This window comes from Enterobacter sp. JMULE2, assembly GCF_013337145.1.
GTDB lineage: Bacteria > Pseudomonadota > Gammaproteobacteria > Enterobacterales > Enterobacteriaceae > Enterobacter > Enterobacter mori.
Window position 1 is genome coordinate 55,167 of sequence record NZ_SGWD01000018.1, and the last position, 16,950, is coordinate 72,116.

The following is a 16,950-nucleotide window of genomic DNA, read 5'->3' on the forward strand; positions in this document are numbered from 1 at the left end:
AATTATCCCATTGCAAAAGTAACTTTTAATTGAATGGATTGTATTAAGCGATCAAAAATTTCTGGGTAGGTGAGCATCAACACAACATCGAACTGGTTGGAAATAGGGTGCTTTAATGAAAAATTTTGGCCATATAAAAGGAGATAATAGAGCCAACTAAGAATATTTATATTCCGGGGTGTCGAAAACGTCATGAATACACTGATACCAAACAGGCACGGCATTCTGAAGTTAGAATGGTATTCAGCCCTGAATATTGGGGTGCTAATTCTAGTCACTGTTGCGTTCTTTTGCCGGTTTTCTTTTGGCTATGGTCTTTTGTACGGCTGTCTCCCGGCTGATTTCTACATGATTGATCACAATGATAAGTCGATTCACGAAGGCCAGTTGATCGCCTTCAATATGCCTAAAACAGTCCCGTTTATTAATAAAGGGGAAAGAGTTATTAAAATTGTTGCTGGTGTCGGTGGGGACAAACTTAGAATTTCGATGGATGGAGTGAAGAACGGAAATCGGTTTTATAAAGTTAATGCCGGTAAGATATCCTCTAAATATAAGATCAAACCAGAAGAAATAGAAAGAGAGATTGTAGTTCCGCAGGGAGAGGTTTTCCTTGTCGGACAGACTGAACATTCATGGGACTCGCGATTTTGGGGGCCTGTAAAATTTAATTCTGTAATCGGGAAAACATATGCAATTTTTTAAAGTGAAGTCAGACCGCAAAGCTCTGATTACGGCAATTATTATTCCTTTTGTTGCTGGTGATGCTATTGCTAATTCGCAATATCAAAATGACGCAACGTCTATTTTAAACCAGTCAGCGATCCTTAACTCAAAGCTTTCAGAGAAAGAAAGTCAATCACAGGTACGACTGGCACAAGACGAAACGAAGGCCATGCCAGACAACAAGTACACCTTGGATGCCGAGCGTATAGCGCAGCAGGCTAAGAACAACCAGCAAGATACGGAGGGGGATACCTCACTTTCTTTAGGGCAACTAAAACCCACTGTAGTTGACCGATATATTCAGCAGGCAGAAGAGCTGAGAAAGAACGCGGATATCAATCAGGGTGTTAATCGTGGTTACGTACCCTCAATGAATGCCGATAGTGTACAGGCCGTAATTAATCATACGCAAGATATCCGAGCTCAGAGCAATCAGTCCGAAGCAGTAACTGAAATTATTCAGAAGCGGGACCAATTGCAAAAAGATGCATCTCTACAGGAATCTGCGTTAGAAGCGGTCCAAGATAAACCGCAAGCAATGAAATCTCAATCACGAAACATTGAGAAATTGTTTGGTACTTCTGGAATTACTGCCTCTGATTGGGAAAATAAAATCGATCAGGGTCGTAACGAGGTTCTGTCTACGGAAACAGGAATCACAATCTTTGCATCATTCAGCTTGCCTGATAACGTACTGGAGGATCTATTAAAGACTGCAAGTGAAAATAAAGCGCGTGTTGTTTTCAATGGTCTTAAGAAAGGAACAACCCGTATTACGGAAACTCAGGCGGCTATCAATCAGGTTCTTGTTAAAGCAAAAGTAGATTCGCCTTTAGTTACAATCGACCCAGACAGCTTCAGCCAATATCCAATAAATCAGGTTCCAACCATTATTTCTCGTGAAGAAAACCGTTATGCGAAAATGGTTGGTTCATTCAATGTGGATTATTTCAAGCAGGAAATAAAAAATAAGCCAGGACAGGATTTATTCCCGATTGCGGGTCCTACTTACCCAGTTGAAGAAAAAAGCATTATTACGGAGCTCGAAGAGCGGTCGCAAAAATATGACTGGGAAGGTGCTAAAAAGCGCGCAATTGCCGATACGTGGAAAAATCAATGGATGACCAATCTCCCACCGGCTGCTGAACACAAGGAATGGTTGATTGACCCGACAGTCAGGGTAACGCAAGACGTAAAAGATAAGCAGGGGCGTGTGATAGCCACTGCTGGGGAGCTGATCAATCCGCTTTCCAGATTCCCACAGAGTTTGACCATGATTGTATTCGACCCACTAAATCCCGGCCAGCTTGAATGGGCTGAAAAGCAATATAAGACCCGATTAGGTAGCGGTCAGGTGATGCCTATGTTTACACGAATCGGCCAGGAGAATGGATGGGATAACCTCAATGACTTGAGAGAGAAGTTTAACGGCAAAGTCTTTAAGGTAAATGAACAAATTATTAATAGATTTCAGATTAAAAATACTCCTGCCCTGGTCACAACCGAAACAAACAGATTTCGTGTCACGCAGTATTCAGAAGCAGAAGTTCGCGGTATAGCGACTCAGCAAACAGGGGAGGGGAAATAGAATGAAACTGGGATTTATTATTGGGGCAGTTTTGGCGACATGGCTGACATTAACGTACCCGGATCAAATGCGGATTGCCTTCAATAAAGCGATGGCTTACGTAGAAAGCAGTATGACGTTTTTCAATTCATAGAGAGCTTATCAGTGCAGAACCTTAAAAAGTTACTTTTAGAAATCGTCATAGCGATAGTCTTGTCGCTTTCTTTGCCAGCAATAGCTTCAGCTGCCGGAACAGGAGTCCCTGGGGCAATGTGTCAGTCGGCGGGGGTCTGGCAGGGGCTGATCAAAAATATCTGCTGGAGCTGCATATTTCCGATGAGGATCATGGGCATTGGGGACGCTCCTGAAGGTGCGGCTCCGTCACGGCCTGGGTGTTATTGCACTGACCAGAACGGTATCCCAGAAGTTGGGTGGCAGCTCAGTTTCTTCCAGCCAGTAAAAATCGTTGAGGTTGTAAAAAGCCCGTGGTGCAGCCCGTTCCTTGAAGGGACGATGTTGCAGAAGTCTCAGTTTGATATTGGAAAAAGTAACACCAATCAGCCAATGACGGCGACCGAGGCGGGGTTTTACGACGTGCATTTATGGGAATTCCCCATTATGACGATGTTAAAGCTTCTGATCATTGGTGAGTGTACGGCTGAACCCTACATTGACGCGAGCCTGACATACATAAGCGAAGTGGACCCCATGTGGGAAAGTGACCTTCTGACACTGGTATTGAACCCTGAAGCGGTTGTATTCGCGAACCCAATCGCCTCGATGGTCTGCGCTGCTGATTGCGTTGCAGTCACTGCTGGTAAAGACAATCTAGCGGCCTACTTTTGTGCCGGATGCGATGGGAATCTCTATCCACTTACTGGCCACATCTATGCAAATGATGATGCCGTCAGAACAAGCTCCCTCATCACCCAGAGGCTTTTGACCAAGCTTCATCGCTCAGGGATGTTAATGCGAACAATGGGGGCTGATGCGATGTGCGAGAAGTCCTGGGAGTACTTCACTCCACGCTCTCAATATCGATTATCGATGTTGTTCCCTACGCCTGAGGCCAATGGGCCTGACTGTTGTCACCGCTTAGGTGACTCTGTACATGATTGGTCAACATTAAAGGGCGGAAGGAAGAAAATAGGCATTGATAACTACGTTTATATGCTGTGGCGCTACAATGATTGTTGCGTAAGGTTCATTCCCGGCGCTTAAGAAATCAAGGGGTTAGGTGTGAAATCTAATAAAATTATAGCCTCGGCAGTAATTCTGTCTCTGGTGACTAATACACTGAGTTGGGCATTCTATGTCTCACTCATCAACATTGTAATGACGCCGCGAATTTATGCGGCGGACCAGATTTTTGACCAGCTCGAAAGCAACTTTAACCTGGCAAATCCGAACGCGAACCGTAACGCGACTACCAGTACACAGGAAATAGTTGAGAAGTACAAAAATGCCGATTCGGGTAAAGATATCAGCAGCACGATCACTGAGAAGTATGCGGGAAAAGGCGATTCTCCAAACCTCAATGTCGGGAAGTATGGCTCCTCAAATTCTAACGATAGCGTGTTGGGAAATGCTGCATCAGATGGTAAATCGATAGGTAAAGCCGTATCGCTGCCAAGCATGTCTGGGAACTCGATCAATTCAAATTACACCAAAGAAGGTGCAAAAACCCTTAGTCGCGGGGCTGATGGAAAAATATCAATAAGCAATAACCCAAGTACTACACCCGGGACTAGGACTAACACTGGGGAGATTTTTAGCTCCGAACAAAAGCATAAAGACATTAAGTTTAATGCTGGAGGTCGATATGGGGACGAGGACGGATTCATAGGTGATATCAAAAATAGAAAGAGTCAGTTGTTTGATGCCCAGAGCATGGATGGCGTTGCTTACAGAACACTGGTGAATGCGAATAAAGATAATCCTGCACCGAATGTAAAGCCTAATGACCCAATGTTTAATGCCGGTCGCAATGAAATCGGTAATGCTGTTGCTGGCACAGGCAACTGGCTACAAAATTGCAATACGGAAACTAAAAAAAACACAATCACAACGCATTATCCAGATTATAAGGAGTTTTACTGTAATTCACCTAAAAAGGATAATTTCAACAGTTGCACTATTACTCGCGATTTTTCAGTTCCGGTCTATATTTCGGGCGGTAATGGTGAGATGTCCATGTGTGGGGACAATTGTGTGAGGGTATGGTTTGGCCGTCTGGATGATAACTACTGGACTGACGGTGTTTATGATAATGCCCTGACACTTAAATTTCATAAAGATGCAAAGTTAGCATCAGCAACTATTATTGCGGCAGAATGGGATGACCATATGAGAGTCACCCTTGATGGAAAACAGATCTTTGCTCATATCGATGGCGATTACAGAGAAAATGATTATGAGCAACCGAAAGGTCCATGGGAGTTAAAGAAGTCATGGAAGTTAAAAGCTCCTATAGATATTACTGATAAAGTAGCGGCATCAGTTTACGACGAAGAGGACCATGAAGTAACCATGGCTTCCAGAGTATGGGTCGGCGGTGGTGGGGAAGGCTATTTTCAGGTTGAACTTAAATTTGAAAATATGAAGCTCGAAGATAATCACATCCAGGAACCCGCAGGATGTTATGATGCAGTAAAAGTTAAAAATTCATTTTGTAGGTTTAATAAATTTGCCGATATGGATGTGGGTACTAAGCGATTGCCCAATACAGTCCTTGATATGGCCAAACCACTATATGATGGTGATAAAGGGTATTTAACCTGGAAAACTAATTTAGAGGGTTATTTCTGTGACCCGTTAGCGGAGGATAAAATCTGCTCTTATGATGCAAAGGGGCAGATTATGAAAGACGGGAACGGAAAGGATCTTTGTTATAATTATGATGATATTAAGAATATGCCTGATGCATGTGGGGTATATAAAAATGATGCCGCATGTGTGTTGGATAAACAAACCTGTGCCGAAGGTTGGTTCGATGAAGGCACGAACTCCTGCTACATGTATGAACAAAAATACACGTGCGACAGGGGGCATGATGTAACCCGGGAAGTCGAGTCTGAAACCAACTCCTGCATTGGTATGATTCCCTGCTCAGGCGGAACTTGCGAAACCGGGCCAAAGGAAGAAAACAAGGACTTTGGAAAGGTTGTAGCATATTCAAATATGGTCCAGTACATGCAGGGTGAAGCCAAATGCATTGATCCCAATGACCCGAATACCTGCTCAGTTTTTGAAGGTAAGCAAGAATGGTGTGGCCGGTCTGTAGGCTTTGTAAATGGGTTAGCCAAAACTGACTGCTGCGAAGCACCACAGGGAACTGCGGGCAGCCTGGATGCGATTATGCTGGCAGGTTCTATGATGCGAAATACTAACTGGGAAAGAGTGAACTCGACCTTGGTCAGCTGGACCGGTGGTGAATCAGGTACATGGTCAACAATGGCCAATTCAGTAGGCGAATGGACTGCTTCAGCTGGCAAAACTGTCGGAGAGATGTGGAGCAATGTGACTAGCTCACTGACAAGCGTCTATGAAAACGTTGCAGGTAACCTTGGTCGAACCGTTGGGTCGGCCTCGGGTGGCGCAGCTGGTACCGGTCAATTAGCCCAGGATACTATGACAACCTTTGGTTTAGGTCAGCTTAAGCAAATGGCTATGAACAAAGCCTATGATCTATTGCCCGGAGCAATTAGAGATTTTGTATTTGATGCGGCAAAATCTACTGCCCAAAACGCAGTATTCTCCTCCGTAGTGACGAACTTTATGCTTGCCCTCAATGTCATTGGCTGGATATATACTGCATACCAGGTCACTAAAATGCTTCTTGAAATGCTTGTTGCATGTGACCAGAAGGAAATGGAAGCATCGATACACAAAAATCAAAAGTCCTGCTTTACACTTGATACAGAGCGCTGTGTAAAATATTTAAATGTCGGCTTTACAAAGAAATGCGTTAAGAAAGCAACGGATATGTGCTGCTATAATTCGATGTTGTCCCGTGTGATCATGCAGCAGGCCTATCCTCAATTAGGCATAGATCCAATGAAATCTCAGTGCGTCGGTTTATCGATCACCCAGATTCAGCAACTCGATTTCGATAAGATTGATTTAACTGAGTGGATTAATGATGCTGTCCAAGTTGGCGAGGTACCTGATCAATATAGTACATTTACGGAAGAATCCGTGATGGGGAATCTGCCATTTAAAAATAAAGATTACCAGTTACCGTCTGAGCGAGCTAAAGAGGCTATGGGAGGTGAGGACAATATGATTAAAGCCAGACAGGAAAATTCCCAGGCAATACAGGAGCAAAATGTCGATTGTAGCTATCTTCCAAGACCAGCAATTTGTGAAGTTGGTTCTACATCTGTAGACCCTGTTACAGGAAGAGAGATACCTAAATATTAAAAAAAGGGGCGGAAGCCCCTTTTTAATTACCAGAATTTCTTAATCAGCTTTTTTTCCGGAAAACCTTTGTAACCTAGCTCACCTTTGAACAAGTAGTAGTCCATACCGTTAATAGAAATAGATGGAAGTTGTGGCGAAGTGTAAGGAACGTTTGGACGCATAATGAAACCCTTATACCCCAGTGAGGTTTGGGCTAAATCAGTTTGCATCAAACCATAACGGATTACGGTGTAAGACCCTTTATTCAGTCCTAATAAAGAAATTTCAGTCCCTGTTGCGGGCCGGATTGCCTGGAATTCAAATAAGCGGGTATCAAATGCAACATCTTTAGTCGGCTTGGTCGGAAGAATACATTCGTCGAATTTTGCCATCACAGAATGATTGATTTTGCACTGATCGACAGCTTCAATTCGTTTTGCACTATCAAATCCCCGCTTTGCTGAACTGTCCTTAACAAATCCGAATGTATAACGTGCACCAGCTTTCACGAGAGACTCATCGTCAAATGGCAAATTGTTTGGATTAGGTACGAATGCGACATATTGCTCAGTAGTGATGAATTCCGCATCTTCGGTACTATAAAGGGAAGCCAGAGACATGATGCTAAGGCCAGTCAAACCGCCGGTTACAGCACCCATAGAACCATTGATAAGATATTTGGAAATGCCAGCTTCATCGGAACTACTCGGTGTAACTTCTGCATCTTTAAAAGTCACATCAACACCGGCTAAAGAGTAGGCATTTTTAGCAATGGAATTTTGGGGATTTGCTTTCCAGAAAACGCCGTGTTCAGTGGTAGTCATGGCCGTTTCTGGCGTTTTGCCGGTATTAGTAGAACAACCGGTGAGGGCAGTGGCGAGAACAGTGACAACAGCCAACGTCGGTTTGCGGCTCAGTTTCATTAAAAATTCCTCTTAGGGGCACTGTGATTAATGAACCTATTATTTCATACGGCGCATAATTTCGAATAACCCCCTTGTAAAAAAATTGAAGTTAAGCCGATTAAAATCCTGCAAGTTGGAAACTGGGGAATTTGAAGAGGGTATAATCCGAACAGAATCTGAAATGAGGTAGGTATGGCCAGTCCAACGGCGGAACAACAAAAAATTATTGATAATATCAGTGCAAATAACATGGTTATTGCGGCGCCCGGAAGCGGCAAGTCATTCACAATGATTCAGGGGGTGGTAGCGATTCTGGCCAAGTTCCCGTATGCAAGCATAGGTATGGTCACATTTACACGAGCTGCGACTAATTCTCTTGCAGAGAAATTGAAGAAGCAGCTCAGCCCTGAACAATGCAAAAGAGTCTCAGTTGATACTTTCCACGGTTTTGTTAAAAAGCAGCTGGATGCAGTAAATTGGCCTGGAAAAATGCTTATCAGTTCCGCTCAGAGATCTGTCATCCATCGAGCCATCAAAGAATCAGGTGTCGTTTTTAAATACCCTGAGGCCGAATTTGCAATCGATGCTATTGGCAGGGAAATGGATCCGGATATTATTTCTGTAAAACATACACGGCAACAAATTCATCTCTTTAACGTTTATCAATCGCTTTGCCAGAAGGACAATGTAGCTGATCTTAATGCTCTGTCCAGATTCGTTGTAAGCCAAATGTATTCGGGCAAAATGAGACCTTTGGATTTCACGCATCTAATTGTGGATGAAGTGCAGGACACTGATTCTATCCAGTATGCATGGATTACTCAGCATACCCGGTCCGGTGTGAACACCTGTATTGTGGGTGATGATGACCAGGCAATATATTCATTCCGAGCTTCGGGAGGTGTCAAAATCTTCCAACAGTTCGAAAAAAACTTTAGACCAAATATTTTTTATCTTAACACATGCTTTCGGTGTGAGCCTGAAATATTAGAAGTTGCAGACGCGCTAATAACAAAAAATGTATACCGTTATGCCAAAGATTTGAAGTCATCTAAAAAGGGTGGGGGGAAGGTAATATTCCAGAGTTTTGTGAGCATGGAGGACCAGATTCAGGCTGTGCTTAGATTAATAGAGAAAGACCCCTACGGGTGGGCAATTCTGAGCCGTGGCAATGCTCATCTGGACCAGATAGAAAGCTTCATCACGCAACCAGTAATCAGGTATGGCGGCAAATCCTTTTGGGATGAGAAAGAAACAAGTGATGTCCTTCACCTGATGGCCTTCTTCAGGCATGGGAACGATAAGCGCCTGATGAAACGTGTACTCGCACTTTTTGGTGAACATGAACAGATTCTGGATCAGGTTCATGACAGCATGAAATCGAGAAAAGTTACTTTTGGCGAAGTGAGTATTCCGGGTGAGAGCAGCGTTGAGTCCAGAACACTTCATTCGCATTTCGGCAGGTTTACGCAGAACAGCAATGACAAAAACGAAATATCTAGACGCATTGGAAATCTCGTAAAGTGGATGGAAATGGCTTCGATTAAAATGAAGACAAATAAGGGGACTCCCTCATTAACGCGAATAGCATTAGACACATGCCAACAATGGGCCGAAAAATCCGGATGGGAAAACATGATAAATAGGGCGGCCGCAATGTGTCTTGGACCAAAACAAAAAAATCAGGAATACACTCCGGATAAAGTAGTGCTTTCAACTCTACATGGGTCCAAAGGTTTGGAGTGGCCTAAAGTGATTATTTTAAGTTGCAGTGCTGAGCAAATACCAAGCAAGCGCTCAGTTGGTCCTGAAGCGATTGAGGAGGAAAGAAGGCTACTTTTCGTTGGTATGACTAGAGCGGAAAAAGAACTTTTTGTAATGTGGTATGGCGAACCCTCATTTTTTCTCAGCGAATGTAATGAAGGTAAAGTCAAATCCGCTGCTATGAATCACACTCAGCCGGAAATAAGTGAAAATAATTAGAGAATCATTTTACTTGTCTCTTATATTAAGCTATAAAGTATTTGAACAGATATTTGTTCACAAATTTTCCTGTAGCGCTTGCTACACTTCCAGTTTGCGCTTCAGCGCCAAAATGCCGTGAAAAGCGGCCAGCTTGAACAAAGCTGCATAACATCACCGGAAAAGTTACTTTTTTCCGTTGGTGCGAACTTTCACGTCTATTGGTCATCCGATTTACCAAACCGTAACCATGAAAGCTCCTTCTGGAGCTTTTATAGTTGCGTACTTTTAATGCCAGAAAGTATAAATCAGGCGGTTCATAGCTTACGGGAGATGAATGACAGGCTTTGCCTAAGCGTTGAAATATTAATTATTTCTTCCTTCTAAAATTATAAGGTGACTTGAATATGGCTAAAAATACAGCTCGCAGCAATGTTTTGCTCTCTACTTTTGTTTCTCTTATTCCTGAATTGGAATTGGCAGGTAATGAAAGTAAAAAAGAAGACTTGAGGTCTGTTTTGCTAACGCATGCAGAGAACGATAATGACATTGTTATTATTCATTCCGACGAAGCCCCAGTTGCAATTGAACTTCGGGCTTTGAAGCCACTGTCAAAATTGGGAGAGAATCTTGCCGCAAATGCCCAACTATTTTATGTGTGTATGACTGAAATTACTGTCCAGAAAATCGGATATACAGAGGCTTTGCAGTTACTTAAGGAAACTCCAGTTGTACCCTCATTTAAAACGTTGGACGATCTAAATACTTTCATAGTGAGTGAGTTTGCAAACTTTGGATTAGAAACATTGCTTGATGTCGAAAATCTGGAGTACTCGCTGGAAAAGTCAAACGAACTGCGTAGTCCGCAACTTAATAATTGGCTGTGCGATATCATAGCTCAACGAGACGTTTTATTCTTACGTCAGAGATTTGATAATGCAACTAAAGCTCATTATGATGATGTTGTACAACTCTATGCAGCTGTACGCCCGTTAATGTCAGAACTTGGATTCCCGGATTCACTGAAGGAACATACCTTCTCTGAACTGGTTGTCTTCAGTCCTAAAGGGTGGGATAACGCAATAATGCCAAAAATGGAGTTCCTCGCTAAACGAGAGGCTCAATTTAAAGAAGATGCGAAGAAACAAGAACAACTGGAAATTATCCAGTTAGCCTCGGATCATCCACTTGTCCTGCAACATAGTACCAATGTTGCTCCAAGCAAGTATAAAATGGTTGCACAAGCGGCTCTTGCCCTTGTTGTAGCGGTTTTAGTCTTCAATAAATTTATTTTCTAATCCTGTAAAGGGGAAACCCTTATGGGCTTCTCTTAAGCCTGTAAGGAGATAATATGTCATTTCTTGAATATATAAATGAAGTGAAGGTTTCTGGCATCGTCATAAGTGCAACAGAACGAGAAGTATCTGGTAGTTCTACCGGTTTACTAATCAAACTGAAAAACAGAATGAAGACGGAAAGCGATGGTGAAATTACTGAGAGAGAATATTCTATTCAAATCAAGGTGTCACCGGAACTGTATTCTGAATGTTTCTCAGATGTGCACGCCGGAGATGAGTTGATGGTTGCTGGATATATCGTAGTAGACACAGTGCAATTACCCGGGAGAGAACAACCTCTTGATTATATGCGTGTGACAGCAATCAGCAAATTGGCGCATATTCCAAAGCCAACGAAGGGATTTAGCGCAAGTAGCTTCAGGCAGAATTGATAAATTAATTAACCCAGTGGGGGAGACATCCCTCATGGGATGACTCCCCTCAGGAGATCCCATGAGATTGAAATTCAACAACCCAACAACTAACGTAAACCAGCTAGATTTTTTCTCATTATTTAATCTTTCAAATGAGGATGAAGAAAGTTCGACTGTTATAATTAATAATCGAGTTAATTATAACAAAATATCTGACACTGAATCTGATGGGGCGATTGTTAAATTCGTCCAGCAGTCAGAGTCGCCACTTTCATTTTTGCCTGGTGAAATTCATGCAAAATCGAAAGATCAACATCTGCCTTGCAATGCAATCATCCATAAGATGACTCGGGCATCTGAAAATGATTATCTTTTCAGGATGCCTGAATATGATGCAGATATTGATGCTGCCGTTTTTGATTGGAATTCCGACTCTGTTTTAACGATTTATATCGCTGCAATGGAGGAGTCATTCGAATTTTTACGGTTGATGGTCCTTCAAAAAACACTCTTCTTTGTTAATGAGAATGGAGCAATAGAGGTAAATCCAATACTCATAGCAGAAACACGATGGTATATGTCGGAGGTATTTGAGTTGGCCTGTGCTGCAAACGGAATTGATCCAATTGAATTTCGTCTGCACCTTCGGGACTTCTTGTATAACGAAACTCATCGCTATCGTGAAATGAAAGAAAAGAAAGCTTTGTATAAATCCGATCAATCAATGGTTTTTCATGATTGCTCAGATGGAACGGATTGGGATACCTTTTTTGACCCTGACTATTTCCATTCAACCAGGCAGCTGGCAATAAAATGGAAAGACGCAGATGTTTTAACCCTTTTCATCAAAGCATTTAACGAAACAATGAACCTGTTTGAAACTCTTGTGGTTTGCAACAGGATCACTACGACAGGTACTGACGGCAGTGTCCAGGTCAACCCTGTATTCGAGGTTGAATTCGAATGGATACAGTCTGATGTATTTGAAATTATAGGAAAGCATCTTGGGTATGATGTTGCTGCTGTTAGAAAGCAGATCGCAACAGTATGCAAAATGCAATTCCACTAACTTGCCCCGGCAAACACTCGCTGGGCGCGGTGTTTGCTCATTTTGGAGATTTAAGATGAATAACACCGCAAACGCTAAAAATACTGTTGAGACCAAAGCAGAGGTTGTTAATGTGCCAGCGGATATACTTCTTCCGGCTGCATGTCGTGAACCTTTGCGCAGTAATCAAAAAGAGTTGTTCTACCTGGTATATGCAACTGACCTTTTCGGTATACCAGAAATGGACCCAAATATGATTGTGCCAGTATTTAAAAAAGAGACACCTTACCGCGCCCCTCTGAATAAAGACTATATCCCGAATCCACGGATCCTTGAGCAAGTTGTAAAGCTTTTGGTGACGAAGAATTTGGATTTAAGTCTCTGTCTGAAAGGAGAATCAGGTTCTGGTAAGACCGAAATGGCAATGTACATCAGTCATATGATGAACTGGCCTCTTACTATTAAGCAAATCAACAGCAACATTCGTGCTGATGAGCTTGAAGGTGAGCGGAGTCTAATTGATGGAAATACTGGATTTGTAATGAGTGAGTTGGTGAAGGGCTTTCGTGATGGTCATCTGATTCTTCTTGATGAAGTAGACAAAATCGACCCTGATACTGCCGCAAAATTACACATGCCCATAGAACGCAAACCCTGGTCTGTAAGTGCAAATGGCGGTGAGATAGTTCACCCAAGTGAGTTTACTCGCTTTATGGGTACTGCCAACACGAATATGAACGGGGGGGCTCGTCGGTTTGTTTCGTCGCAGCGTCAGGATGCAGCTTTCATTAAGCGGTTTCTGATTGTTGAAATGGAAAAACCTGATGAGGTTTTTTTGACAAGTGTTCTTATGCAGCGATTCAATCATATCCCAGCAGCGGTTATCGCGAAATTTGTATCGACTGCTGTTGCTGTTAATAATACCGGAGTAGAAGATTGTGTGATGGATCTGCGGCAGATGGTTACATGGGTTGCAACGTCACTGACATTGTCGAACATGACACTGCTCAAGACCTTTGAAATCGCGTTTTCCTCTGCACTGGCACCACATGCGAATGAGCTCGTAACTCAAGCCATAGACCTCACTCTTGGCGAGGTCAAGAACTCGACGTTAGGAGATTTACTCTCAAAAAAGTAACAATTGATGGGGTTAGTTATTCAAGAGCTGATCTTGATTTAAACAGCTTGTCCCATCTTAAATTCCATTATCTTTTAAGTTCAGATGGTGCTTCATCTATAGCGATTGCAAGGGACAATGATGATCTTATTGTTCTTTCACCGTTAACTGAAGACAAAACACGTTATGAAGTTTTGAATTGCACCAAAGATATTCACGATGTTGTAAAGGAGTATTCTGAAGGCGGCTATTCTCCTCAGGGCTACGTCGATTTAGATGTGCTTTTGACTGAGTTTGGTAGCGAACTCATTATTCCTTAAACAATAATTGTCTTAAACCCTCTCGGGAAAACATTTCCCGTATGGGGAGTTTTCCCTTCTTACTTATGTTGGAGAAAACTCATGACTCTTAATACTTCTACTTTAACCTCAGAAAATGCAGCAGTTATTAGCTCAAATTTCATTAAGAAATATCCTGAGCTTTCTGAAGGTGCAGTGATAACTAAGCTTGAAATTAGTGGCTGCCAGGGTGCTCGTCGTACAGGAGAGATTGAACTTTCTTATGATGGGACTGATGTCACAAACCAAAAAAGTGTCGCTAAAAGCGAAGTCCGCTGGATCGATGCTAAAGCACTAAGTTTCAAGAGCACAATTACCAGTAGAATATCATCACTCTGCTCTCGTCTGTGCATTCGCTACAGTCATATGTGGATTTTGCCAGTGAGCAGCATGGAGGAATTTCTTGAGGAAGCTCAGGAGATTCAGCGTGAGTTCGAAGCCGGTATTGAAAAAGTGCTTGAGAACTATGAAGTGCATATTCAGGCTGAGAAAGATCGCAGTCCGAAAATGTCAAACCTGATAGACCAACTCAAGTTATCAAAGGAAGATTTTAAAAAGTCATTCCGTTTTAATCTTGCGCATTTCATACCATTCAATCCGATAAGTGTTGAAGGTGATGAAACTGAAGGGGTATATCAGAATCAATTGCTTGTTGACCTTGCTGATGAAGCTTCAAAGGTTTATTCCAAAATAAGCAAAAATGACAATATGCGATCTAGTACCATTACCCGATTAAAGCAAATGCAAAGCAAAATCATCAGCTTTATGTTTATTCATAAAGAGGCGGCTGTTCTTGCAGATGCTATTAATCATATTATAAGTAATTTACCAGCGGGTGCTATTAATGAGCCGCGTGATGTAGCAGTATTGCATCAATGGTTTTTATTTATGAGTGATGTTTCAATGCTGAAGCGAATCATATCTGGAGAGCAGAAGATTACCGACTGGTTAGAGTCAATTACCCGGTCGTTCAACATGCCAGCAGGTATTACTTCGCAAGCTGATGATATGGACCCTGCGAGTTCTTTACTGAACGCAGATGTATTTGGTTCAAACTCTACAGCTTTGATGTCCGATCCTTCAAAGGCAGCTACAGGTTCTAATTCGATGCAGGTATCAGCTGGTTCCTCAGTTGACCTTGTAGAGGATAGTGGTTTGACCCTTCAAGGTTGGTAGTAAATTAATTTCCCCGGACGGGTACTTCACCTTCCGGGTGAGTACCCTTTTTTTATAAAGGTACTCATATGAAATTTGATTTAAAAAACTCACCACGGCATATTCAGCGGTTAAAAAACATTGCAAATGTTATAAGTGGCATACCAGGGATTGATGTTTATATCTCTTCTCAGGTTAAGGGCCCATATTTTCAACCTTCTAGTAATCTCATTGTTCTTCCTAATGGTGATTACAGTGAAGAGAAATTTGTGAATTTAATCGAGGGATTTATTTGTCATGAGGCAGGGCATGGCCGATATACGGATAATGTTCAGTGGCAATGTGAGCTGGATACTATCCTTACTTCGGCGCCGGGCTTCGTGGAATTTGATAACAACCATGAGGGCGTTTTTGACTCTTTACCTCTTAAAAAAGCGGCGTATGCGAAAGCACGTCGGCTAGGGGGGTTGATCAACCTTTTCGATGATATCCAGATGGAGAGGCATGTTGCAGCAGATTATGCACAGGCAGGTCCGCGTCTGGCAAAAACGTACGAATTGATGGTAGAGGCTGGTTTCATGACCTGCGATATACGGTCTGCCAGTCCTGATCCGGTACGTTTCCTTGAATCCTTTTTGCTTAACACTCTGCGAATTGAGGTTCTAAACCAGGAAGGCAATGCGGCAGTTCTTAACCCGTTTTTCGAATTCGCCAACACACTGCTTGAGCCGATAAAGTCCGAAATTATGAATATCACTCATGCCGCACGCAACAGTTCGTGTACGCAGGATGCTATTCACCTTGCTAAGGAAACTCTGGCGCTGATCGAACGTATGCGTGATGAAGCTAAAGAGCAGCAAAAGGGGAAAGATAAAAGCCTTGATGCTGATAATTCTGATAGCCAACAAGAGCCAGGTACTGAGTCAGATAATGACGCTGGTGATAATGGTGATCAGGATAGTGAGGAAAATGAAGACGAGCATTCGGATAAGTGTGAAGGTGAGACGGACGAAGGTTCTGACGAAGCTGGTAGGGATGATTCACAGGCAGTGACCGGCGAGACAGAGGAAAGTAACTTTTCCTCTGAGCAATGGGAAAAGCTTGAATCACTTCTCAGCGAATTTCTGGAATGTGCCGAAGACAGCCCAGATTATCATGAACACATAGCCGCGATGATTGAAGAAATAGCAGAAGCTTGTCCTGCTGATGTGAAAGCTGAATTTGGCGGCAGTGATTGGGATTTGCCTGACCTTCCAATTGATATTGATGTGTATAACGAAGCTTTGCGTCTGAGTCAGACGGTGAGCGGTGATTTAGCCATGCTTCAACAGGCTAATGTAAGGAACCTGAACAAGACGCGGGATCGCGGTGTAAGCTTTGACCCTGGACGTTTGATTCAGGCGCCTATGGGGGTTCGTGATGTATTCAGGACCCCAGGTACCTCAAAAAGCCGTGGCCATATTGGAATTGTTCTCGTCAGAGACATCTCCGGTTCAATGCAAAGTGAAGATCGTTACATCCATGCTATTAAAGCAGACCTTGCATTGTCTCTTGCTCTGCAAAGTTACTCTAATATGCATGTTTCAAATATACTTTTCCCATACAGGGACAAAACGAGTGAAGTCATAAAATCTTTTGACCAGACTGTTGAAGAAACGATTTCACGCTTTAGCCTCGGTAAGACCGGCGGTAATACTCCGACTGGTGATGCCTTGATGGCAGCCCATAATTTGTTATTAGAAAGTCAGTTCGACAGAAAGATCATATTACTTATTACTGATGGGGAACCATCAGTTACAGCATATTCGGTCAAAGATGTACTGTCATTGGCAGATAGTAACGGAATAGAAATCGCGGGTATTGGCATTAACACCTCAGAACTTGAAGGTTTTAATGAGGGTACTTTCGTAAACGTCGAGGATATATCAAAACTTGCTGTTGAAGTTAACAGGCTGGTTATGAGCGTTCTCACAAATTAAAACTCTACCCAATTGGGGCAAAATGCCCCTTGGGGTTATTT

Annotated in this window: 13 protein-coding genes; 12 read left to right on the forward strand and 1 reads right to left on the reverse strand. The window is 42.7% G+C overall.

What is annotated here, in order from left to right; translation table 11 throughout:
- The first annotated feature begins 192 nt into the window (after positions 1 to 192).
- The 4 genes from lepB to trhN all read left to right on the forward strand — a co-directional run bounded on the left by lepB (position 193) and on the right by trhN (position 6,715).
- Positions 193 to 705 (forward strand): signal peptidase I, encoded by a 513-nt coding sequence (lepB, locus tag EXW94_RS24915; protein WP_174341296.1) that lies wholly within the window; start codon positions 193 to 195, stop codon positions 703 to 705.
- Positions 692 to 2,314 carry a TrbC family F-type conjugative pilus assembly protein gene (locus tag EXW94_RS24920; protein WP_302480552.1) on the forward strand — a complete coding sequence of 541 codons (1,623 nt, stop codon included), beginning with the start codon at positions 692 to 694 and terminating at the stop codon, positions 2,312 to 2,314. Before lepB ends, EXW94_RS24920 begins: the two co-directional genes overlap by 14 nt.
- Before the next feature lie 144 nt (positions 2,315 to 2,458).
- The gene (gene trhU / locus EXW94_RS24925; protein ID WP_174341297.1) at positions 2,459 to 3,514 is read left to right on the forward strand and encodes an IncHI-type conjugal transfer protein TrhU; all 1,056 of its coding nucleotides are present in this window, start codon (positions 2,459 to 2,461) and stop codon (positions 3,512 to 3,514) included.
- An 18-nt stretch (positions 3,515 to 3,532) separates the two neighbouring features.
- Positions 3,533 to 6,715, forward strand: a complete 3,183-nt coding sequence (gene trhN / locus EXW94_RS24930) for an IncHI-type conjugal transfer protein TrhN (protein ID WP_174341298.1) — start codon at positions 3,533 to 3,535, stop codon at positions 6,713 to 6,715.
- A 26-nt stretch (positions 6,716 to 6,741) separates the two neighbouring features.
- Here the strand turns inward: trhN and EXW94_RS24935 are convergent, their stop codons facing one another.
- Positions 6,742 to 7,617: a hypothetical protein gene (locus tag EXW94_RS24935; protein WP_174341299.1), complete on the reverse strand. Its 876-nt coding sequence runs from the start codon at positions 7,615 to 7,617 to the stop codon at positions 6,742 to 6,744.
- Between the two features lie 174 nt (positions 7,618 to 7,791).
- On the opposite strand from EXW94_RS24935, the gene trhI reads away from it, so the two are divergent.
- From trhI to EXW94_RS24975, 8 genes are all read left to right on the forward strand, one after another.
- A complete protein-coding gene (gene trhI / locus EXW94_RS24940; RefSeq protein WP_174341300.1) occupies positions 7,792 to 9,582 on the forward strand; it encodes an IncHI-type conjugal transfer helicase TrhI in 1,791 nt (596 codons plus the stop codon).
- Between the two features lie 386 nt (positions 9,583 to 9,968).
- Positions 9,969 to 10,859, forward strand: a complete 891-nt coding sequence (locus tag EXW94_RS24945) for a hypothetical protein (protein ID WP_174341301.1) — start codon at positions 9,969 to 9,971, stop codon at positions 10,857 to 10,859.
- 53 nt (positions 10,860 to 10,912) lie between these two features.
- Positions 10,913 to 11,290, forward strand: coding sequence for a hypothetical protein (locus EXW94_RS24950; protein WP_174341302.1), 378 nt, complete (start codon positions 10,913 to 10,915; stop codon positions 11,288 to 11,290).
- 61 nt (positions 11,291 to 11,351) lie between these two features.
- Positions 11,352 to 12,341, forward strand: coding sequence for a hypothetical protein (locus EXW94_RS24955; protein WP_174341303.1), 990 nt, complete (start codon positions 11,352 to 11,354; stop codon positions 12,339 to 12,341).
- A 55-nt stretch (positions 12,342 to 12,396) separates the two neighbouring features.
- Entirely contained in the window at positions 12,397 to 13,458 is a 1,062-nt protein-coding gene (locus tag EXW94_RS24960) for an AAA family ATPase (protein ID WP_174341304.1), read from the forward strand.
- Positions 13,459 to 13,505: 47 nt separating this feature from the next.
- Positions 13,506 to 13,757, forward strand: coding sequence for a hypothetical protein (locus tag EXW94_RS24965; protein ID WP_174341305.1), 252 nt, complete (start codon positions 13,506 to 13,508; stop codon positions 13,755 to 13,757).
- Between the two features lie 81 nt (positions 13,758 to 13,838).
- The gene (locus EXW94_RS24970; protein ID WP_174341306.1) at positions 13,839 to 14,951 is read left to right on the forward strand and encodes a DUF3150 domain-containing protein; all 1,113 of its coding nucleotides are present in this window, start codon (positions 13,839 to 13,841) and stop codon (positions 14,949 to 14,951) included.
- A 68-nt stretch (positions 14,952 to 15,019) separates the two neighbouring features.
- Complete coding sequence (locus tag EXW94_RS24975; RefSeq protein WP_174341307.1) at positions 15,020 to 16,909, forward strand: VWA domain-containing protein; 1,890 nt, start codon at positions 15,020 to 15,022, stop codon at positions 16,907 to 16,909.
- Positions 16,910 to 16,950 lie beyond the last annotated feature (41 nt).

Excerpts from the sequence above, each read along its gene's own strand:
- lepB (WP_174341296.1), top strand. The coding sequence starts at position 193 with ATGAATACACTGATACCAAACAGGCACGGCATTCTGAAGTTAGAATGG.
- EXW94_RS24920 (WP_302480552.1), top strand. The coding sequence starts at position 692 with ATGCAATTTTTTAAAGTGAAGTCAGACCGCAAAGCTCTGATTACGGCA.
- EXW94_RS24935 (WP_174341299.1), bottom strand. The coding sequence starts at position 7,617 with ATGAAACTGAGCCGCAAACCGACGTTGGCTGTTGTCACTGTTCTCGCC.
- trhI (WP_174341300.1), top strand. The coding sequence starts at position 7,792 with ATGGCCAGTCCAACGGCGGAACAACAAAAAATTATTGATAATATCAGT.
- EXW94_RS24945 (WP_174341301.1), top strand. The coding sequence starts at position 9,969 with ATGGCTAAAAATACAGCTCGCAGCAATGTTTTGCTCTCTACTTTTGTT.
- EXW94_RS24950 (WP_174341302.1), top strand. The coding sequence starts at position 10,913 with ATGTCATTTCTTGAATATATAAATGAAGTGAAGGTTTCTGGCATCGTC.
- EXW94_RS24955 (WP_174341303.1), top strand. The coding sequence starts at position 11,352 with ATGAGATTGAAATTCAACAACCCAACAACTAACGTAAACCAGCTAGAT.
- EXW94_RS24960 (WP_174341304.1), top strand. The coding sequence starts at position 12,397 with ATGAATAACACCGCAAACGCTAAAAATACTGTTGAGACCAAAGCAGAG.
- EXW94_RS24970 (WP_174341306.1), top strand. The coding sequence starts at position 13,839 with ATGACTCTTAATACTTCTACTTTAACCTCAGAAAATGCAGCAGTTATT.
- EXW94_RS24975 (WP_174341307.1), top strand. The coding sequence starts at position 15,020 with ATGAAATTTGATTTAAAAAACTCACCACGGCATATTCAGCGGTTAAAA.